Source organism: Magnetospirillum sp. XM-1, from assembly GCF_001511835.1.
Classification (GTDB): Bacteria; Pseudomonadota; Alphaproteobacteria; order Rhodospirillales; family Magnetospirillaceae; genus Phaeospirillum.
The window spans coordinates 1,977,931-1,998,539 of record NZ_LN997848.1; the positions used below are offsets into that span (position 1 = coordinate 1,977,931).

Below are 20,609 nucleotides of genomic sequence, written 5' to 3' on the forward strand. Positions count from 1 at the left end.
GCCGGGGGAGGGGGATTTTTGTTCGGGGCTCGACGTCCAACTCCTACTTATGCTTGGAGAACAGATCCAGCGTCTTGCAGATCAGCGAGCCGATGGGACGCGGCTTGGGGTCGGCAAGGCGTTCCGCCAGGTAATCGGCCACCGCCTTGCCGGGGTCGGTCTCGGCGGTCTGGCGGGCATCGACGCCGCGGGCCTGCATGCGCTTCATGAAGCCGTCGCCGGCGGAAATGGCGATCACCGTCGCGATGCCGTCCAGCGGGTGGGGGCCTTCGCCCTCGTAATGGTGAAACACCTGGGCCGGTTCCAGCTCGATCCGGGCGGCGGCGGGGCCTTCCTCCGGGTCATAGACCAGCCAGTGGCGGGCGCGGCCGGCATGTCCGGCGACCTTGGCGAAGCGGGAATCGACGGCAACGGCGATTTTCATGACAAGGCGCCCCCAATGTGAAGCAATTCATAGACATAGGCAGATCGTATGATCACTAAGGCAAGCCTGGGGAAGGAATGCGTATCGGAATGCGCATTCCCTTGATGTGGGGCCTGAACTCGGCGATTATCCGGCAGGCGGAGGAGAACGACTGTGACGGTACGCATTCTGATAGCCGAGGATCAACAGCTGGTTCGGCAGGGCCTGGTTGCCCTGCTGGCGGTTGACGATGTCACCATCGTCGGCGAGGCCGAGGACGGCAAGGGCGCGCTGGAGATGGCCCGCACCCTGTCGCCCGACGTGGTGCTGATGGACCTGTCCATGCCCGAACTGGATGGCGTCGAGGCGACCCGGCGCATCAAGCAGGTGGCGCCGCAGGTGCGCGTCCTGGTGCTCACCGTCGCCAATTGCGAACGCCGGGTGGCCGAGGCCCTGGCGGCCGGTGCCGACGGCTACGCCTTGAAGAAGCTGGGCCACGCCGAGCTGATGGCCGCCATCAACGCGGTGTGCGCCGGCAAGACCTATCTGGGCCCCGGCCTGTCCGAGGAACTGGTCAAGGAATACCTGGAAGGCTCGGACATGGCCGGCGGTTCGCTGACCGCCCGCGAGCGCGAGGTGCTGCAGCTGATCGCCCGCGGCCACAAGAACCGCGAGATCGCCGACGACCTGGGCATCGCCATCAAGACGGTGGAGACCCACCGCACCAAGATCATGCAGAAGCTCGACCTGCACAATTCCGCCGAACTGGCGGCCTACGCCATCCGGCGCGGGCTGATCGAGTAGGTCAGCCCAGGGCGGCGACCAGGCGCGCCGCCCAGCTCCGCAGCCGGCCGATGGATCGGCGGGCGAAACGCCACACTCTCCACCCGTTCAGCCGCGCATGGGCCCAGGCCTTGGCGCCGGTGATCCAGTCGTGCAGGCGCACGAACCACGCCACGCTCATCAGGGTCGGCTTGCACAGGGTGTAGATGCGGGCGAACAGCGCCGTGGCGGTGAGTTTCGCGGCCAGCAGCACCAGAATCCCCCACAGAACGTGCCCATGGGCCATGGCCCACAGCGCCATCAGCTTGAAGGGAAACATGGCGGCGCCGGGCGCCAGGAACAGCGCCGCCGCCCCCATGGGGGGCAGGGTCTGGATGCGGGCCTCCAGCCGGGCGACCAGGGGCAGGCGGCCCAGGCGGGCCATCAGCGCCTTCAATCCGGCCCAGACCACTTCCTCGGCCAGCATCAGCAGGACGGCGGGCGGCACCAGCAGGGCGGAGACGAGGGAATGGCGGCGGGGCGTTCGGTCGCTCATGGGCCTGATCGCAAGGGAAGGACGGCATCAATATAGGACGGGCGGCCTGTCACGCAAACGTCAGGCTGGGGTGCTAGCCTCTGCGGCCGTTCATTGATGAAAGCCCGCCATGCGCCTGCCGTCCTCGCCTTTTGGTATTTTTCTGGTCATCTGCGCCGTCCTGCTGCCCGCCGGAGCGGGGCTGACCGCCCCGGTCTGGCTGATGGTGATGGGCATGCGTCTCGACGTCGCCGCCGCCATCGGGGCGCGCATCGTCGGCGTGACCGCCCTGGCCTGCGCCTGCCTGGGTCTGGTCTATTGGCTGGTCATACGGCCCCGGCTGGCGGTCGCCCCGCCGGTGGCGGTCGAAACCGGACCGATTGCGGAGAATCCGGCCCGCGACCGGCTGGTCCACGCCCTGGTGTGGTGCCTGTTCCTCGTCCCCTTCGTGCTGGTGGTCGTCGGCTTCATTGTGGGTCAGCTGGACAAGGCGGCGGGGGTGGATTGACGCCCTTGCGCCGGGAGCGGCGCAGCTTCCGCTCGACGCCGCAATCCAGGCAGACCTGGGCGCGGGCCCGGCGGCAGCGGTCCTTGACCGGGCAATCCTCGGGCGGTTCGGCCCTTGTGGGGCGGCCGGAGCGGGTGGTTGGGCGCTTAGGGGGGGCCGGGTCTGCCATGATGGCCGAAGGAAAGGGGCTTAGTGCCCGCCCTTCTTTTCCTTTTTGTCGTCCTTCTTTTCTTCCTTGCCGCCCGCCTTGCCCGCCACCTGATCGGGCCGCATGAAGGCCTGTACCGGCTTCAGCCATTCCGAGGCATCGTTGGCCCGTTCCGCCACGGCGGCGCGGCCGTCGGAGGAGGCGTTCAGGGTGGCGGTGACGCCTTCCAGCGCCGCCCGCTGGCTGGCTTCGTCGCCGCCCTCGGCCCGGACGGCGAAGACGGCGCGGACCGGAATGGCGGCGTCGGGGCCGCTGGGGCGCAGCGAAAGCATCCAGCCGACCTTGCGGTTCGGGCCTTCGATCACTCCTTCCTTCATCATCAGGGACTGGTTGGCGGCCATGATGCCGACGGAATAGCGCAGCACCGCGTCGCCGGGCGGCGCCGTCAGGGTGACGCCCACCGGAATGGGCTTGGTCCCGTGCAGCACCAGTTCGCCCTCGACGGCATAGGCGATGCCGTCGGTGCGGGGAAAGCGGGCCAGTTCGTTCTTGAACGAGAAGGTGGCCTCGTTGGAGCGGGTCCAGCCGCGCGGGATCTCCTTGCGCAGCAGGAAGCGCTCCACCGTGCGGCGCAGGGTGTAGAAATGCTCGTCCTCGGTGGGGGTGAAGCTCTCGCGCTTGCGCGGCGCCGGCAGCAGGCCGGTGGCTTCGATGGTGAAGATGCCGTAGCCGTTGGCCACCGGGGCCTTGTCCACCAGGGTGAAATTCTCCACCGCCACGGATGCCGCGACGGGGGCGCCGGGAACGCCTTTGGCCGGAGTGGTGGCCGCCTGGGATTCCGCCGCGTCGGCTTCGCAGCCGAGGCTGGCGGCCATCGCGAATGCAAGCATGGCCATCGACCTTAGGAACATGGGGGAATCCGATTCTGTTGATCCCGTGCGACAGGCGGCATTGTGGTCCTTGTGCATACGGGTTTTCAACTCCCAGATAGGGAAGGGACCCGGGGGTGGAAAGGAAAAGACGATGGAAGGCCAGGCCGGACCGGTTACCGTCAGCATCGCGCGCAAGGCCGTCGCCGGCCGCGAGGCCGATTACGAGGCCTGGATATCGCGGATCACCGCCGAGGTCTGCCACTGGCCGGGCTATCAGGGGGTCAACGTCCTGCGGCCGGCGGCCGCCACCGATTACGCCTACGTCACCATCTACCGCTTCGCCAACTGGGAACAGTGCCACGCCTTCGAGAAATCCGAGATGCGCGCCAAGTTCCTCGAAGAATTGGAGGGCATGGTCGAGCCGGAAGCCGAGATCAAGAAGGTCACCGGCCTGGAATTCTGGTTCGACCTGCCCGAGGTGCCCGCCCAGGCCCGGCCGTCGCCCCACAAGATGGCCCTGGTGGTGACCCTGGTGGCCTATGGCGTGGTCATGGGCCTGAATTTCGCCATCGGACCGCTGATCGCCGCCCAGCCCCTGTGGCTCAAGGCCCTGATCATGGTCTCGGCCCAGGTGCTGCTGATGACCTACGTCTTCATGCCCCAGGCCACCAGGCTGCTGCGCCGCTGGCTGTTCGGCTAGGATATTAAATAAGAAGCCCCTCTCCCCCCCGCCCCCACCCCGCCTCACCCCCAGCAAAGCCGGGGGAGGGGGAGAGGATGAGCTCGCCCCTCTCGATGGCGGATCAGCGCCTGAGCGCGCCGGGCAAAGCGTGGCGGGCCAGGGCCACCGACTGGGCGGGCAGGTCCACCTCGTCGGCGAAGGCCAGCAACGCCGATTCGTCGTCCAGCAGGAAATCCAGCACCGCGCCCAGCACCTCCGCCTCGCCCGCTCGCTGCCGCAGGGTTTGGGAATCGCAGCCGGTCAGCGCCAGGAAGCGCATGGCCCTGTCCTGGTCGGTGACCAGCCAGGCCAAGGCCCGAAGTGCCGTCACTTCCGCCGAGGCGGGAGAAAGCATGGTGTCATGCATGGCCGATTCCCCTCGCCCGGTGCATGCGCTCGACCTGGGAGAGCAGCCGCATGGCCCGGTCCGCCGCCGGCCAGTCGCCCTGCCGCGCCAATTCGGCGGCGCGCCGCGCCGCCACGAACACGGCTTCCCGTCCGAAATAGGCGACCATTTCGTGGGCCGCGCTGGTCCATTGTTCGTCCATGCCGGGGGTCTCCTGCAAAGAACGTAACGATAAAATAAACAGAACAAAAAGGCAATATGATCTTTGCCGGTGGCAAATTCCCGGCTTGAAGCGGTAAGATGCCATTCCCATCTACCTTTCCATACGTATGGGGTGGCTAAGGGGAGGGCCGAATGCGGTTTCGCTGGATTGCGACGGCGGCGGGGGGCGTCGTGCTGGCCGCAGTGTTCATGCTGCTGAACTGGGGCGGGGTCTTCGACGACCGCAGGCTGGTGATCGGCGTCCTCAACCACGCCATCGTGGCCGAGGAGGCCCTGGACGGATTCAAGGCCGGCCTTGCCTCCCAGGGGTATCCCGAAGGCGGGCGCGTCACCTACCACTATCGCGGCCCGGTCACCGGCCCGGCCCTGGAGGCCGAGGCGGAACGGCTGGCCACCTTGAAGCCCGACCTGTTTCTCAGCCTCTCCACCCCGGCGGCCAAGGCCGCCTTCGCCGTGGCCAAGCCCTTAGGCACGCCGCTGGTTTTCGCCCCGGCCAGCGACCCCATCGCCATCGGTCTGGCCGAGACCCTGGGACGGCCGGGACGCAACGCCACCGGCGTCACCTTCGGCATCCAGGAGCCGGTGCGCCTGCAATGGCTGAAGACGCTGCTGCCGGGCTTGAAGGCGGTGCTGGTGCCCTACAATCCCGACGACGCCTCGCCCAGGGTGTCTCTCGCCAAGATCACGCCGCTGGCCGCCGAGCTGGGCATCCGTATCGATCAGGCCCATGTGCGCAATCTGGCCGAGCTGGACGGGGCCCTGGCGCGGATGGCTCCCGACGTCGGCGCGGTGTTCGTGCCGGTGGACGCCTTCGTGGCGTCCCAGGTGCCGCGCCTCATGCTGGCCACCCTGGGCCGGGGAATTCCTCTGACGACGCCGCAGCGGGGCGGCGTGGTCGAGGGCGCCTTCATGTCCTACGGCCTCGACATGCGCTCGCTGGGAGGCCAGGGGGCGCGGCTGGCCGCCCAGATCTTGGGCGGCGTTCCCGCCGGCGACCTGCCGGTGGAGACGGCGGAATTCCGTCTGGTGATCAACATGGAGACGGCCGGGCGCCTGGGGCTTCAAATCCCCGACACCATCTTGCGCCAGGCAGAACTGATCCGCGCGGTGAGGGGGGACGATGGCCGCTGACCGCTCGCTCCACCGCAAGCTGCGGCGGGCCTTCGTCGGCCTGGCCATGGGCCCGCTGCTGCTGGCCGGCCTGGCCCTGTCGGTGACCGTCTATCGTCTGCAGGACCGCCAGACCGAGGCCATCCAGCGTCAGGTCGGGCGGACCATCATCTCGGAGTTCAGCAATTACCTGGGAGCCCTGGTCCTTGAACTGGAAGGCGCCATCCGCCGCCAGAACCTGGCCGCCATGGGCGCCCGGGAACGGCAGGCCCTGGCCGATGGACTGGTCGCCTTCGAGCCCATGTTCATCGAGGTGGCGGTCCTCGACCCTTCGGGAAACATCAAGGCGCGGGCCAGCCGCTACGAGCCGGTGGTGTCCCAGGGGGCGGCCGGGCTCGCCCATCTGCCCGAGGTGGCGGCGGCGATGATCGGAAGGGCCAACGCCATCGGAGTCGTGCGCCAGTACGGCGCCACCAACGAGCCGATGATCGGTCTGGCCGTCCCCTCCATCGACCCGAGAAGCGGCCAGCCCGAAGGCTTCATCCTGGCCCAGGCCCGCTTCCGGCGGGTATGGGACCTGACCTGGCCGCGGGCCGGGCTCGAACCGCTGAACAGCTATGTCCTCGACCATGCCGGTCAGGTGATCGCCCATCGCAACCCCTCGGTGGTGCTGGCCCGGACCATCCGGACCCTGCCGGTGGCCGACGGGATCGGCAAAGGCCTGGACGGCGCATGGTCGTTCACCACCAGCGAGGCTTTCGTCATCGGCGGCCGCCGCTTCCTGGTCGTGGTGGAGCAGCCGCTGCTCAGCGCGCTCAAGCTGCCGGCCGGCACGGTGCTGATCGTCGCCCTGGTCCTGCTGCTGGGCGGAATCGGGGCCTGGGCCCTGATGCGCCAGGCGCGGCGCGCCATCCTGGCCCCCATCGACGCCCTGGCCGAGGCGGTGAGGGACGTAGAGGCCGGCGACATGACCCGGCGCGCGCCGGTCACCTCGACGGACGAGGTGGGCGCGCTGGCCTCGGCCTTCAACTCCATGACCGGGCGGGTGGGGGAACTGCTCCACGATCTGGGCGATTCCGAGGAGAAGTTCCGGCTGGTGATGGAGAGCGCCAGCGACGCCCTGGTGGTGATCGACGCTTCGGGCCACATCGTCTCGTGGAACCGCGGTGCGACCCGCATGTTCGGTTACGCCCCCGACGAGGTCATGGGGCGCAACCTCACCATGCTGATGCCCGAATACATGCGCGAGCGTCACGACGCCATCCTGGCTCACATCCAGCAGGTCGCCGACCACCAGATCGACACCAATCCGCGCGAGCAGCCGGCCCAGCGCAAGGACGGAACCCTGTTCCCGGTGGAAGTCACCCTGGCCGGCTTCTCGTTCAAGGGGAGCCGCTTCTATTCCGGCATCATGCGCGACATCTCGGCCCGCAAGGAGGCGGAATCCAACATCCGCTTCCTGGCCCGCCACGATGCCCTGACCGGCCTGGCCAACCGGGTGGTGCTGCGCGAGAAGCTGGACGAAATCCTGCCCGAGACCGGGGCGAGGCAGTTGCACTGCCTGCTGTTCATCGACCTGGACAATTTCAAGGTGGTCAACGACGTGCTGGGCCACAGCTTCGGCGACCGGCTGCTGGTGGAAGTGGCCGACCGCCTGCGGTCCATCGAGGGCGGCTACAACATCGTCTGCCGCCATGGCGGCGACGAATTCATCCTGCTCGCCCCCGACATCCAGACCCGCGAGAAGGCGGCGGAACTGGCCGAGCGCGTCCTGGCCCTGATGGGCGATCCCTTCTCCATCGATTCCCAGGCCATCGAGGTGGGCTGCTCCATCGGCATCAGCATGGCGCCCGACGACGGTTCGGATGCCGAGACGCTGATCCGCAAGGCCGACATCGCCATGTACAAGGCCAAGGAAAAGGGGCGCCTGGGCTATCAGTTCTTCACCAATGCCATGGACCGCCAGATGGTCGAGCGCCGCGAGCTGGAAAAGTCCCTGCGCCGGGGCCTGCGCGACGGCGAGGTGTTCATCCATCTGCAGCCCAAGGTCCGGCTGGACGAGGGCCGCGTCACCGGCTTCGAGGCCCTGGCCCGCTGGCAGAGCGCCGAGCACGGGCTGGTGCCGCCGGGCCGCTTCATTCCCCTGGCCGAGGAATGCGGCCTGGTCGCCGCCATCGGCGACACCGTGCTGCGCCGGACTCTGGACGCCATGGCCGGCTGGCAGGCCAGCGGACGGCTGGCGCTGCCGGTGGCGGTCAACCTGTCGGCGGGGCAATTGGGCAATCCCGGACTGGCCGGCGAGATCGACGCCCTGTTGCGCGAATACGGCGTGACGCCGTCGCTGCTGGAACTGGAACTGACGGAAAGCATGCTGATGGGCGACGCCGAGCAGGTGCGCGGGGTCCTGTTCCGCCTCAAGGATCTGGGCATCAAGCTCAGCATCGACGATTTCGGCACCGGCTATTCCAGCCTCAGCTATCTCAAGCGCTTTCCCGTCGACGTGCTGAAGATCGACCGCTCCTTTGTCGCCGATCTGCCCGGCGACCCCGAGGGAGAGGCTATTTGCCTGGCCATCATCCGCATGGCCAAGGCCCTGTCCCTGGATGTGGTGGCCGAAGGGGTGGAGACCGAGGAGCAAAGCCGTTTCCTGGGGGAAAACGGCTGCGACTACGCCCAGGGCTATCACTTCGCCCGTCCGTTGCCGGTGGAGCAGGCGGCGGATTACCTGCCCCTGGTCTGCGCGCCGGACCAACCGGTTTAAGAGCCTGTCCGAGTTAGGTTGAAGCTCTTGGCCTCGTCGTCCCGGCCTTGATCCGGGACCCAGGAGTCACAGACGATGGCATTTGGGTACGCTCCCCCTGGACCCCGGCTCAAGGCCACGGCTGTCCAGTTTAAATTTCCATGAGAGCGCCGAATGGCGGAGCCAATGCGGGTTTGATCCGGTCATGGAACACGGATGGACACGGATGCCGCTTCGCGGCCACGGATTATGGAAATTCCATATGGTCATTCTGGGGCAGGGTTGGGGAGGTAGCCGGAAATGAGAGCATTTCCGTGTTTATCCGTGAGCGGTGCGAAGCACCGCATCCGTGACATCCGTGTCTCATGACTCCACGTCTGCCGCCTCAAATTAAACTGGACACCCGTGTCTCAAGGTTGGGGGTGACGGGCGAGGCGGCGGCATCGATCCAACCAAGCTCGGACAAACTCTAAGAGGCGGCTTCAGCCGCTGGACAGTTCCATCTCGGCCAGCAGCCAGTGCTCGAGGTCCTGGCCTTGCGGTTGGCCGCGATTTTCCCAGATGGCGTAGGCCCGCTCGCGGATGCGGGCGATGTCGTCGCCATGGGCCAGAAGGTCCGAAACCTCCCGGTTGATGTCGATCAAGGTGTTGATGCGGTCGTCGCTGCCCTTGGCCCCCTGGCTGTCGGTGGACAGGGCATAGGCCACCTGACGCTCGTTGGGGAATTGCCAGGCGCGCGACATGGCGATATGGGCCAAGGTCCGCCAGACCCGCTGGTTGCGTTCCAGCGCCTTGAGGAAGCTGGCGGTGTCGCTGGCCTTGTCCAGTTCCCGGGCCGCTTCGTCCAGGGCCAGGGCTCCGGTCTCCGCCAAGGTCAGCCTTTCCGAATTCAGGCTTGCCATCGGGCACCTCCCGATTGCGGGGTCATCCATACTTTTCAGGGATAATCCTAGGGCGAACGGCAGGGGGATTCAATGCCGCTTAAGTGATGGGCCGATGACACTTTTTGCACTGATCCAGATCAAAGCAATCCGGCGCTTACGCTGCTACTCTTGACCTGCATCAAGATGCGTTTTCCGAGGGGGAGGACAGTATGGTTATCGACGATACGGCCGTGATCGCCTTGACGTTCCTGGGATTCATCCTGGCGGTGACCGGTGGCCTTGCCTGGTTCGTGCTGAGCCGTCTGGGCAAGTAGCCGAACAGGCCGGATACGATGGAAAAAGCCGCCGGGCCTTACCCGGCGGCTTTTTTCTTCAGCTCGTTCACGACGAACACCCGGATGGCCGACGACAGGTTGGCCTCGCGCGTGCAGTCGATCTCGGCCACCATCTGGTTGACCGACTGGCCGCGCTCGGCCGCCATCTCGCGCAGGCACTCCCAGAATTCCGGCTCCAGGGTGACGCTGGTGGCGTGGCCGGCGATCTTGACCGAACGTTTCTGTGGTTCGCTCACGGCGCGGTCGTGACCGTCTGGGCGGGGGCGCCCTCCCATTGGGAGTGGGCGGGGATGCCTTCGCCCTTCATGACGATGGTCAGCTTGCCGATGCGGGCGAAGTCGCCCACGTCGGTGTCGTAAAGCACGGTGGAGCCCGACCCCACGGTGACGCCGGTGCCAAGCTTGACCCGGCCGACCTTCATCACCCGGTCCTCGTAGAGGTGGGTCTGCAGCGCCGACAGGGAATTGATGGCGCAGAAATCGCCGACCTCGATGCAGTCGAACTCGGTGATGTCGGTGGTGTCCATGAACACGCCCGAACCGAAGCGGCAGCCGTACAGCCACAGGAACCACGGCAGGAAGGGCGTGCCGCGCAGATGGTCCAGCAGCACCTTGCCCGCCAGGCCCCAGTACATCACCGCCACGGCCTCGGTGCGCAGCGCCCACCACGACCACATGGGCTTGGCGGTGGGACGGTAGGCGCCCATCATCAGCCACTTCACCGCCACCGACGACAGGGCCAGCGAGACCGAGATGGCTACCGAGGCGGCGACGAACAGCGGCAGGACAATGGCGTATTCGCGGGCCAGGATGCTGGGCGCCAGCAGGTCCACGGTCAGGATGCCGAAGGTGATGAACAAGGCGGTGGGCAGCGAGACGGCGAAGGCCTCGAACACGGCGCGCCACACACGGCGCCACAGAGGCGGCGCGAAGGTCCAGTCGGCGCCCACGTCGTCGAAGCGCTGGCGTACCGGCAGCTTGAAGGGCGGATTGCCGAACCAGGTGTCGCCGGGCGACATCTCCTCATTGGCCGGCGGGCGCGACTTGATGCCGATCAGGGCGCCGGTGGGGATCACCGCGCCGGGCGGCACCACGGCGTCGTTGCCGACGAAGACGCGGGCCTCGGTCTTGACCGGCTCCAGCACCATCCAGCCGCGCCGCACGCATTCGTCGCCCAGCACCACCTCGTCGGCGATGAAGCAGCCCGGCCCGATCTCGGTCAGGTCGTAGCGCCCGGCCAGATTGCAGGAAATCTCGGCGTCCTTGCCGATCTTGGCGCCCATCAGCCGGTACCACAGCCGCATGTAGACGGTGGCGTAGAGCGAGGACAGGGTTTCCAGCATCAGCTCGGTGGCCAGCGCCACGATCCACTTGCGGACATAGAGGCTGCCGTAGATGGAGAAGCTGCCCGCCGTGACCACCGGCAGCACGGTCCAGCGTACGATGGCGATCAGCAGCACGGTGACGAAGATCAGGGCCATGGCGGTGGGCCAGGCCAGCAGCGGCAGGATGCTGGCGTATTCGCCGCCCACCAGAACTTCGCTGAGGCGTTCGAAGATGAAGAAGGCCGGGAAGATGGGCAGCAGGCTGATGGGCGGCAGCACCACCAGCATCAGGCCGTAGAGGATGGTCAGCGCCAGCTTGTGCCTGAAACTGGCGTGGGCGGCCTGGGGCAGGGCGGCTTCATCCACCATGCCCACCTTGCGGCCCGGCGAGCCGTCCCAATGCTCAAAGCGGCCCACCCTGGCGTCCGGCGCCACCGAGGTCAGGTCGCCCAGCTCGCCGCCGGTCTCGATCACCACGCCGTGGCTGATCATGCACGACGTGCCGATATAGGCATCGTCGCCGATCTCGATGGCGCCGATCACCAGTTCGTCGCCCACCGCCTCGGCGTTGGCCAGCCGCGTCTTGCCGCCGATGGACACGCCGTCGCCGATGCGCACCAGGTCGAAGGCCCCGGCTTCCATTTCCGACAGCACGCAGTCGCTGCCCACCTTGGCGCCCAGCAGGCGCAGGTAGATGCTCATGATGGGCGTGCCCTGGAACCACTTGATGTGGGCGACGCTGACCACGCGCTGGGCCAGCCACCAGCGGAAATAATAGACGCCCCACAGCTTGTAGCGGCCGGGTCGCGTCCGTCCCAGGATCACCCATTTGAGCGCGATGGAGGCCGAGATGGTGCCGATGTTGATCACCGCGTAGGTGACCATCAGGGTGCCGATCTCGCGCCAGAAACTGGCGTCCTCGCCCGACAGCAGCATGTAGGAGATGAACACGCCCAGCCACGGCGCGGTGGTCAGCGCCAGGATGAACGGCATGGCGATGGCCTGGGCCAGACCGCAGAGGAAGCGGCGCTTGGCCGTCGGCGGGATGAAGGACAGGTCGGCGGCCTTGGCCCCGGGGGCGGGCGCGCGGGCGGCGAGCAGGGCCCCCATGGCGCGAAGCGTGCGCGCCGAATAAATCTCGTTCAGCGTCAGGCTGGCCAGTTCCGGCGTCTCGCGCACCGCCGAGACGAACTTGGCGGCCAGCAGGGAATGGCCGCCCAGATCCAGGAAGAAATCGGCCGCGAAGCCGATGACCTGTCCGGGGAACACCCGGCGCGCCGCCTCCAGCAGGGCGGCCTCGGTGGCGTTGGCGGGCTCCTCCTGCTCGGCGCCGCCCACCGACAGGTCCAGCGGCAGGTCTTTGAGCGCCTTGCGGTTCAGCTTGCCCGAGGTCAGGCGGGGCAGATCGTCCACCACCAGATAATGGGACGGCACCATGTAGGCGGGCAGCTGGGCGCGCAGGCCCTCTTTCAGGGCGCCGGATTCGATGGCCGCCCCGGCCTCGGGCAGGATGGTGGCCACCAGCCGCTCGATGCCGTCGTCGGTGCGCAAGCTGACCGCCGCCTGATTGACGCCGGGCAGGGCCGACAGGCGGGCCTCGATCTCGCCCAGCTCGACGCGGAAGCCCCTGATCTTGACCTGATCGTCGATGCGGCCGTGGAAGACGATGTCGCCATTCTCGTCGATGGCCGCCGCGTCGCCCGAGCGGTAGAGCACCGGGGCCGAGCCGTCCGTGTCCCAGGGATTGGCGATGAACTTCTCGGCGGTGAGTTCGGGGCGGCCGAGATAGCCCGCCGCCACGCCCGGCCCGCCGATCAGCAGCTCGCCGGTGACGCCCACCGCCACCGGCTGGGTGAAGTCGTCCACCACGTGGCAGGTGTAATTGGGAATGGGCCGCCCGATGGTCACCGGCTTGCCCGCCTCCACCTCGGCCACGGTGGCGACCACGGTGGTCTCGGTGGGACCGTAGGAGTTGAAGATGCGCCGCCCGGGGCGGCACCAGCGCTCGGCCAAGGCGGGCGGGCAGGCCTCGCCGCCCAGGATGATGATGCGCAGGCCCGGTATGTCGCCGGGCAGCAGGCTCAGAAGCGTCGGCACGGTGTCGAGCACCGTGATTCCGGCCTCGGCCAGCACCTGCGGCAGCCGGTCCGCCTCGGCCAGGGTGCGCCGTCCGGCGATCCAAAGCTTGGCGCCCACCAGATAGGGGACGAAGATCTCTTCCAGCGACAGGTCGAAGGCCACCGAGGCGCCCTGGAACACCACGTCGTCCGAGCGCAGGCCGTAGATGGAATTGGCGGCGCGCAGGTAGTGGCAGATGTTGGCGTGGCTGATGACGATGGCCTTGGGCTTGCCGGTGGAGCCCGAGGTGTAGATGGCGTAGGCCGGGTCGGAGGGAGACGCGCCCTGGGCGCGCGGGTCGGGGCTGGCGCCGTCCGGCGCGCCCTGCTCCAGGGTGGGAAGGATCAGGGTGTGGGCCGGCATGGCGCCGGTGATGGCCCCCATGGTGAAGGCATCGACGATCAGCGCCTTGGCGGCGCAATCGTCCAGGCATTCCGCCACTCGCTCGGGGGGCGCCTCGGTGTCGAAGGGGATGTAGGCGGCGCCTGTGGCTAAGATGCCCAGCAGCGCCACGTGCAGGTCGAGCGAGCGGCTCATCCACAGCCCGACGAAGTCGCCGCGCCCGATGCCCCGGGCCGCCAGGGCGCGGGCCACCTTCTGGGCGCGGGCCGACAACTCGCCGTAGCCGAGCGTCACCTCGCCGAAAGTGGCGGCAGGCGCATGGGGAAACGCCCGGACGCTGGCGGAAAAGATTTCCCACAGGGTTTCGTCGCGGATCAGCGAAGGATCGCGGAGGCCGAAGAGGGCTGAAGGCAAGGACTGTGTCACGTTTTTCCCGGTTTTGGCGAGGTTTCGGCGCGGGCGGCGATGACCAGAACCTCGTCGATGGGGAGGGTATACCAAGTCACGGCATAACATTCACCCCCTACATGCATTTGAACGGGCCGCCAGGGAGGAGGGGCGGGTAAGTCGTCCAGGTGTTCCAGTCCCGGTTCGGCCATGCCATGGACGATGCCGGTACCGCTTGCCTTCAGCACCGCCTCCTTGGCGGTCCACAGCCGGGCGAAGGCCAGGGGGCGGTCGGGCGGATTCAAGGCGGCGAGCAGCGCCTGCTCGGCGGGGGCGAAGGTGCGGGACGCGTCCTCCCATACCGGGATGCAGCGCTGGACGGTCTCGATGTCGGCGCCCACCGGCCCGGTGCGCGAGGAGGCGATCAGCAGCAATCCATCCACGGACGAGCAGTTGAACCAGTATTCCAGGCCGGGATCGGCCAGATACGGCTTGCCCATTGGGTCGCGTAGGATGGCGATGTCCGCCTCGGGCCGTCCCAGTTCGGCCGCCAGATGGCCGAGCAGGGCGCGCCGCCGGGCTTCGGGGGCGGCGGCGATACCGGCATAAAGCCGGGTTTGGCCATCTAATCGCATCGACTCCGACATTTGCTTACGGCATGCTAGTGGACTATTCACTCGGGATGGATGGCCAGAATGGCGCGCGAACCTGAGATCGTCACCCGTTATCGCCGTCTGGCGCTGGAGAATGATCCGGTCGCCCAGTTCAAGCTCGGCGATCTTTACCGCCTGGGCTATCAGGTCAAGCGCGATCTGGACGAGGCGGTGGTTTGGCTGGTCCGCTCGGCGCGCCAGGGCAACGCCGAGGCCATGGCCCTCTTGAAGAAGATGGCCGCCGAAGGGGTGGACGTACGCCGCCGGGTCGACGACCTGCCGGGCAAGGCGCCGCATGCGGAGCGCCCCGATTACGGAACGCCCCCGGCCGAGGCCGCGCCTCCGCCTCCACCTCCGCCGGAACCCGTTTCCGCGCCCCCTCCTACCCCCGTCCAGGCCGGTCCCAAGGTCATTGCCCTGCCCGAGATCGAGGTGGAGACCGACCCGCTGCATATCGGCGAGTTCATCGCCGACCCGGCCCGTCTGCGCGCCGCCGTCGACAAGGGCGATACGGCGGCCATGGTGGCGCTGGGCAACGCCTACCGCGAGGGCAAGGGCGTGGCCCCCGATCTGGCCGAGGCGGTGCGCCTTTACACCCTGGCGGCCAAGGCGGGCGACGCACGCGGCCAGTTCTCGCTGGGCGTGATGTACGACCAGGGCCTGGGAGTGGCGCAAAGCAACGCCCACGCCCTGAAATGGTTCCGCGAGGCGGCCAAGCAGGGCGACGCCCAGGCCCAGTTCAACCTGGGCAACATGATCCAGCAGGGGCGCGGCGTCGAATCCAGCGCCGAGGTGGCGGTCAAGTGGTTCCGGCAGGCGGCCGAACAGGGCGACGCCGGCGCCATCTTCGCGTTGGGCGCCCTTTACGAATCCGGCAAGGGGGTGGAGCAGGACGAGACCCAGGCGGTCGAGCTTTACCGCCAGGCCGCCGACCAGGGCCTGGCCAGCGCGCTGCACAACCTCGCCAACATGCTGCGCCAGGGACGCGGCACCGACGCCGACCCCACCGAGGCGGCCATGATGTGCCGCCGCGCCGCCGAGCAGGGCTTGCCCGAGGCCCAGTACAATTACGCGGTGATGCTGGCGCTGGGCCTGGGCGTGGACAAGGACGACGACGCGGCCATCCGCTGGTTCCGCCGCGCCGCCCAGTCGGGTGATCCGCGCGGCGAGGTGCAGGCGGCGGCGCTGGAAAGGCGCCGCACCGCGGAGGCCTCGTCATGAGCGGCCCGAAGATCTCGTACGAGGTCCAGGTCCTGGCCGACAAGAACTGGGTGATCGCCGAAATGGCGCCCGACGAGGCCAAGGCCAAGGCTTTCGCCGAGAACCTGCTGCAATCGGGCAACCATGCCGCCGTGCGGGTGGTCAAGGATCACGAACGCATCGACGGCAGCCATTCCGAAACCGTCCTGATGGAGAAGAAGGCGACCGAAAAGGCCGCCGGCGATCCCACCCTGGCCACCATCACCGAGGCTCCGCTTTGCGCCAGCCTCGAGGATTTCTACGGCCAGCCGGCGCGCACCACCATGGGCAAGCTGCTGCGCAAGTATCTGGACGAGGCGCTGGTGACGCCCTTCGAGCTGCTGCACGACGCCAAGGAGATGAAGCGCTTCGCCGACAAGGGCAACCTGCTGTTTTCGGCCATCGACCGGGTCTCCTCGCTGCAGGCCAAGGCGTCGGGCGAAGACTCCAAGGCGCGCAAGGACGTCCTCGACAAGACCTGGGAGGAGATGGGCAAGCGGGCGCGCGACTTCGCCGCCAAGAAGCCCAAGCCGCCCGCCACCTTCGCCGAGGCCCTGGCTTCGGCCAAGGGCGATTCCTTCACCTTGCGCTCGTACATGACCGTGGCCCTGCTGGAAAAGCGGTCGTGGTTCGGCAAGCTGGATCTGCTGATCACCTGGGCGGCCGAGCCCGAGGCCAAGGGCAACATGGTGGAGATCGACGCGGTGATCGCCGACCTCACCGTGCCGGCCCAGGTCATCCAGGACCTGCTGGGCTTCCAGTCCAACCTGTCGGCGGCGCTGTGCACCATCGTCAGCCTGACCGAGGGGGCGGGCGAGGCCGCCAAGTTCGCCCCCCAGACCTTCACCGAGCTGAACAAGCTGTTCGCCGAAGGGGCGCTGCCGCAAAGCCGCGACGTGCTGATGGGCCGCGTGGTGCGCGAGGCGGGGGGAACCAATCCCCTGTCGCGCAACGATTCCTCGCAGGAATACGAGATGTTCCACAAGCTGCTGACCCGGCTGGTGGACAAGGACCGGGTGGTGGGCGGCGCGCCCATGGCCGAGGCGCTCTTGCAGCGCGGCGCCCGGGTGCTCAATTCCGGGGGCGCCAGCGTTTCCGCGCCCCAGGCGCTGCAATTGCTGCTGGGCGCTTTGCCCGACGGCTGCGTGCGGCTGCAGTTCCTGCTGACGCTCGCCGGCTCCAACCTGGGGCGCAGCATGGGCGAGATTCTGACCGAGATGCTCGACGCCCATGTGCGGCGCTCCAACCACATCGACGCCTGGGTGCCGGTGCGCCTGGCGCCGCCGGCCCGCATGGCGGCGCTCAACAACGCCAACAAGCTGCTGCGCACCTGCCCCAATCTGGTGGACGAATTCAGGAAGGAACTGGCCGACCGCATCGACGACGTGATGGTCCGCTACCTCACCGCCGAGGAGATCATCGAGAAGGTGGACAAGCCCGACGATCCGCTGGCCATGCGGGCCATCCGTCTGGTCAAGTTCTGCGGTTCGGGCGTGCTGATCGAGGGCAAGTCGCTCAACATGGCCAAGGCCCGCGTGGTCGAGCATCTGCGCCAGAAGCAGTTCGAGGAGAAGTTCGTCGCCTCCATGCCCGATCCCAGCCAGGGCGAGAAGCACCTGCGCGACTTCCACCGCCTGCTGGTGGAGTGCGGATTCGGGTGAGGCTCGGATCCGTTCTTTTCACGGTCATCACCGGGCTTGTCCCGGTGATCCACGCCCATCCGTCCGGTACATTGTGTCATGGGGTTTTCAGGCGGAGACGCGTGGATGGCCGGGTCGAGCCCGGCCATGACGAAAGAACGCGGGAACGCAGTTCCTCGTGATCGCAATATCCCCAAAGAATCACTGGCGGTGCGCCGCACAATCGTTGTAACTACCGGCTATCGGCCGTGCGATCCCGCCCGGCCGCGATGAGGCGTGGGGAAATGCCTGGACCTGTTCTCGTCACCGGAGCGACCGGATTCGTCGGCGCCGCCATCGTTCGCGCCCTGCTGGCCCGCGGCGAGGCCGTGCGCGTGCTGGCGCGCCCCACCTCGGACCGGCGCAACGTCGCCAACCTGCATGTGGAGGTGGTCGAGGGCCGGCTGGAAGACGCCGCCTCGCTCCGCAAGGCCATGGAAGGCTGCCGGGTGCTGATCCACACCGCCGCCGATTACCGCATCTGGGTGCCCGATCCGGCCGCCATGATGCAGGCCAACGTGGAAGGCACCCGCGCCCTGATGACCGCCGCCCTGGCCGAGAAGGTGGAGCGCGTGGTCTACACCTCGTCGGTGGCGACCTTGGGCCATATCGATGGCGGCGTGGCCGACGAGGACACGCCCAGCGACATCTCCGACAAGGTCGGCCCCTACAAGCAGTCCAAGTTCCTGGCCGAGGAGGTGGTGCGCCGCATGGTGGCCGAACAGGGTCTGCCGGCGGTGATCTGCAACCCGTCCACCCCCGTCGGCCCCGGCGACGTCAAGCCGACGCCCACGGGCCGCATGATCGTCGAGGCGGCCTCGGGCCGCATGCCGGCCTACGTGGATACCGGGCTGAACATCGTCCATGTGGACGACGTGGCCGAGGGCCATCTGCTGGCGCTGGACAAGGGCCGCATCGGCGAGCGCTACATCCTGGGCGGCGACAACCTGACCCTGGCCGACATCCTGAAGAAGATCGCCGACATCACCGGCGGGCGTCCGCCCGTCATGAAGCTGCCGCGCTGGCCGCTCTATCCGCTGGCGCTGGGCGCAGAGACCTGGGCCCGCTTCTTCGGCGGCGAGCCCTTCGTCACCATCGACGGGCTGAAAATGTCCAGGTGGCATATGTTCTTCTCCTCGGCCAAGGCCGAGCGGGAACTGGGGTACCGTCACCGTCCCGCCGACGAGGCGCTGGACGCGGCGGTGGAGTGGTTCAAGAGCATCGGGGAGGTCTCATGAGTCTGGCATCACTTGCCGGCGTGGTCGGGGCGGGAGCCTGGGCCTGGCTGCTGACCATGCGCGGGTCGTTCTGGCGGATCGAGGATGCGCCCCAGGCCGTGGTGCCGGAAGTCTGGCCCCAGGTGGTGGCGGTGATTCCCGCCCGCGACGAGGCCGACGTCATCGGCGCCACCATCGAATCGCTTCTGTCCCAGAACTATCCCGGCGAATTCTCGGTGGTGCTGGTGGACGACCATTCCTCGGACGGCACGGCCGAAGCGGCGCGCAAGGCCGCCGAGGAGATGGGCCTGTCGGCCCGCGTGATGGTGGTCGAGGCCCCCGAGCTGCCCCGGGGCTGGACCGGCAAGATGTGGGCCCAGAACCACGGCGTGGCCGTGGCGCGGGCCAAATTCCCCGAGTCCGACCTGCTGCTGCTGTCGGACGCCGACATCCGCCACGGGGCGGGCGAGCTGCGCCGCACGGTGTCGCGCATGCTGGCCGAGGGCCTGGACATGGCCTCGCTGATGGTGCGGCTTTCCACCGAAAGCGTCTGGGAAAAGGCCATCGTTCCCGCCTTCGTGTTCTTCTTCCGCATGCTCTATCCCTTCGCCTGGGTGAAGGATTCGCGCTCGACCACGGCCGCCGCGGCCGGCGGCTACGTGCTGATCCGCCCGGCCATGCTGGAAAAGATCGGCGGCATCAAGGCCATCAAGGATGCGCTGATCGACGATTGCACCTTAGCCGCGGCGGTGAAGGCCCATCACGGGCGGCTGACCATCGATCTGGCCGAGGAGACCATCAGCACCCGGCGCTACGAGGGGCCGGAAGGACTGTGGCGGATGATTTCCCGCTCGGCCTATACCCAGCTGCGCCACTCGCCCGCCTTGCTGCTGGGCACCGTGGTCGCCATGCTGCTGGTCTTCGTCGCCCCTCCGCTGCTGGCCATGCGCAACGGCGGAGGCGCGTCCACCGGCGCGCTGGCCTGGGCGGCCATGACCATCGCCTATTATCCCATGGTGCGCTATTACCGGCTGTTCCCGGCCTGGGCGCTGGCCCTGCCGCTGGTGTCGCTGTTCTACCTGGGCGCCACGTTGCATTCCGCCTGGATGTTCTGGCGGGGCCGGGGCGGCGAGTGGAAGGGAAGGGTGCAAGACACCCACGGCCAGGGAGCACGTCCTTGAACGCCATGAGCCCCGCCGCCTTCGCCATCGACCCCGCCCAGTACGAGATGGTGGCGGAGATGGTGCGCGCCTCGGGGACGTCGTTCTATTGGGGCATGCGTCTTCTGGACCGCCCCCGGCGCTACGCCATGTACGCCATCTACGCCTTCTGCCGCGAGGTGGACGACATCGCCGACGAGCCGGGTGAGCCGGACGTCAAGCGCGCCCGGCTGGCCGAGTGGCGGGTGGAGCTGGACCGGCTGTATGCCGGCGTTCCCACCCATGCCATCGCCAAGGCCCTGCATGGGCCGGTCCTCCAGTACAACCTGCCCAAGGAGGATTTCCTGGCGGTGATCGCCGGCTGCGAAAGCGATGCCCAGCCCGAGGTGACGGGCCTGTCCATGGCCGAGCTGGAGCTTTACTGCGACCGGGTGGCCTGCGCCGTCGGCCGTCTGTCGGTCCGGGTGTTCGGCCCCTTGCGGCCCAAATCCATCGAGACCGCCAACGCCACCGGCATGGCGCTGCAGCTGACCAACATCCTGCGCGACGTGGTGGTGGATTCCAAGATCGGCCGCCTGTACCTGCCCGACGAACTGCTGACCAAGCACGGCATCGCCAGCCGCGATCCGGCCGAAGTGGTGGCCCATCCCAATCTGGTGGCGGTATGCCGCGAACTGGGCGAGACGGCGCGGGGCTATTTCGCCGCCTCCGATTCCGCCCAGGCCGAGTGCTCCCGTTCCGACATGCGCCCGGCCACCCTGATGAAGGAGATGTACCGCGAGATTTTCAAGCGGGTCGAGGCCGAGGGCTTCGTGCCGCGCGACCCGCCCGTCAAAGTCTCGAAAGCCTTCAAGCTGTGGTGTATTCTCCGCCACGGTTTGCTCTGAGCCATTTTCCCGAGGTC

General features: G+C 67.7%; 19 protein-coding genes. 10 read left to right on the forward strand and 9 right to left on the reverse strand.

Annotated elements, in window-relative coordinates:
* Positions 1-43 precede the first annotated feature (43 nt).
* Positions 44-424: a NifB/NifX family molybdenum-iron cluster-binding protein gene (locus XM1_RS09215; protein ID WP_068432867.1), complete on the reverse strand. Its 381-nt coding sequence runs from the start codon at positions 422-424 to the stop codon at positions 44-46.
* A gap of 153 nt (positions 425-577) precedes the next feature.
* Here XM1_RS09215 and XM1_RS09220 point away from each other — a divergent pair, with 153 nt between their 5' ends.
* Entirely contained in the window at positions 578-1,207 is a 630-nt protein-coding gene (locus XM1_RS09220; protein WP_068432868.1) for a response regulator transcription factor, read from the forward strand.
* A gap of 1 nt (position 1,208) precedes the next feature.
* On the opposite strand, the gene XM1_RS09225 is transcribed toward XM1_RS09220, so the two are convergent.
* On the reverse strand, positions 1,209-1,721 hold the full coding sequence (locus XM1_RS09225; protein WP_068432870.1) for a hypothetical protein: 513 nt from the start codon (positions 1,719-1,721) through the stop codon (positions 1,209-1,211).
* Between the two features lie 109 nt (positions 1,722-1,830).
* Here XM1_RS09225 and XM1_RS09230 point away from each other — a divergent pair, with 109 nt between their 5' ends.
* Positions 1,831-2,208, forward strand: coding sequence for a hypothetical protein (locus XM1_RS09230; protein WP_068432872.1), 378 nt, complete (start codon positions 1,831-1,833; stop codon positions 2,206-2,208).
* Positions 2,209-2,397: 189 nt separating this feature from the next.
* Here XM1_RS09230 and XM1_RS09235 read toward each other — a convergent pair whose 3' ends face one another.
* The gene (locus XM1_RS09235) at positions 2,398-3,246 is read right to left on the reverse strand and encodes a hypothetical protein (RefSeq protein ID WP_231920749.1); all 849 of its coding nucleotides are present in this window, start codon (positions 3,244-3,246) and stop codon (positions 2,398-2,400) included.
* A gap of 133 nt (positions 3,247-3,379) precedes the next feature.
* On the opposite strand from XM1_RS09235, the gene XM1_RS09240 reads away from it, so the two are divergent.
* Positions 3,380-3,928, forward strand: coding sequence for an antibiotic biosynthesis monooxygenase (locus XM1_RS09240; protein WP_068432876.1), 549 nt, complete (start codon positions 3,380-3,382; stop codon positions 3,926-3,928).
* A 103-nt stretch (positions 3,929-4,031) separates the two neighbouring features.
* Here the strand turns inward: XM1_RS09240 and XM1_RS09245 are convergent, their stop codons facing one another.
* Positions 4,032-4,316, reverse strand: coding sequence for a DUF3572 domain-containing protein (locus tag XM1_RS09245; protein ID WP_068432877.1), 285 nt, complete (start codon positions 4,314-4,316; stop codon positions 4,032-4,034).
* Positions 4,309-4,497, reverse strand: coding sequence for a hypothetical protein (locus XM1_RS09250; RefSeq protein ID WP_068432879.1), 189 nt, complete (start codon positions 4,495-4,497; stop codon positions 4,309-4,311). Before XM1_RS09250 ends, XM1_RS09245 begins: the two co-directional genes overlap by 8 nt.
* Positions 4,498-4,649: 152 nt before the next feature.
* Between XM1_RS09250 and XM1_RS09255 the strand changes: the two genes are divergently transcribed.
* A complete protein-coding gene (locus tag XM1_RS09255; RefSeq protein WP_068432881.1) occupies positions 4,650-5,648 on the forward strand; it encodes an ABC transporter substrate-binding protein in 999 nt (332 codons plus the stop codon).
* Entirely contained in the window at positions 5,638-8,388 is a 2,751-nt protein-coding gene (locus tag XM1_RS09260) for an EAL domain-containing protein (RefSeq protein ID WP_068432883.1), read from the forward strand. Before XM1_RS09255 ends, XM1_RS09260 begins: the two co-directional genes overlap by 11 nt.
* Positions 8,389-8,849: 461 nt before the next feature.
* On the opposite strand, the gene XM1_RS09265 is transcribed toward XM1_RS09260, so the two are convergent.
* From XM1_RS09265 to XM1_RS09280, 4 genes are all read right to left on the reverse strand, one after another.
* Positions 8,850-9,269, reverse strand: a complete 420-nt coding sequence (locus tag XM1_RS09265; RefSeq protein WP_068432885.1) for a DUF2934 domain-containing protein — start codon at positions 9,267-9,269, stop codon at positions 8,850-8,852.
* Positions 9,270-9,603: 334 nt separating this feature from the next.
* Positions 9,604-9,822, reverse strand: coding sequence for a ribbon-helix-helix domain-containing protein (locus tag XM1_RS09270; protein ID WP_231920750.1), 219 nt, complete (start codon positions 9,820-9,822; stop codon positions 9,604-9,606).
* On the reverse strand, positions 9,819-13,784 hold the full coding sequence (locus XM1_RS09275; protein ID WP_231920751.1) for a Pls/PosA family non-ribosomal peptide synthetase: 3,966 nt from the start codon (positions 13,782-13,784) through the stop codon (positions 9,819-9,821). Before XM1_RS09275 ends, XM1_RS09270 begins: the two co-directional genes overlap by 4 nt.
* A gap of 8 nt (positions 13,785-13,792) precedes the next feature.
* A complete protein-coding gene (locus XM1_RS09280) occupies positions 13,793-14,392 on the reverse strand; it encodes a 4'-phosphopantetheinyl transferase superfamily protein (protein ID WP_231920752.1) in 600 nt (199 codons plus the stop codon).
* A gap of 60 nt (positions 14,393-14,452) precedes the next feature.
* On the opposite strand from XM1_RS09280, the gene XM1_RS09285 reads away from it, so the two are divergent.
* The 5 genes from XM1_RS09285 to hpnD all read left to right on the forward strand — a co-directional run bounded on the left by XM1_RS09285 (position 14,453) and on the right by hpnD (position 20,592).
* The gene (locus XM1_RS09285; RefSeq protein ID WP_068432894.1) at positions 14,453-15,631 is read left to right on the forward strand and encodes an SEL1-like repeat protein; all 1,179 of its coding nucleotides are present in this window, start codon (positions 14,453-14,455) and stop codon (positions 15,629-15,631) included.
* On the forward strand, positions 15,628-17,310 hold the full coding sequence (locus tag XM1_RS09290) for a hypothetical protein (protein ID WP_068432896.1): 1,683 nt from the start codon (positions 15,628-15,630) through the stop codon (positions 17,308-17,310). Before XM1_RS09285 ends, XM1_RS09290 begins: the two co-directional genes overlap by 4 nt.
* A 263-nt stretch (positions 17,311-17,573) precedes the next feature.
* A complete protein-coding gene (hpnA, locus tag XM1_RS09295; protein ID WP_068432898.1) occupies positions 17,574-18,566 on the forward strand; it encodes a hopanoid-associated sugar epimerase in 993 nt (330 codons plus the stop codon).
* Positions 18,563-19,726, forward strand: a complete 1,164-nt coding sequence (locus XM1_RS09300) for a glycosyltransferase (protein ID WP_068432899.1) — start codon at positions 18,563-18,565, stop codon at positions 19,724-19,726. Before hpnA ends, XM1_RS09300 begins: the two co-directional genes overlap by 4 nt.
* Positions 19,727-19,731: 5 nt before the next feature.
* Entirely contained in the window at positions 19,732-20,592 is an 861-nt protein-coding gene (hpnD, locus tag XM1_RS09305) for a presqualene diphosphate synthase HpnD (RefSeq protein WP_068437673.1), read from the forward strand.
* Positions 20,593-20,609 lie beyond the last annotated feature (17 nt).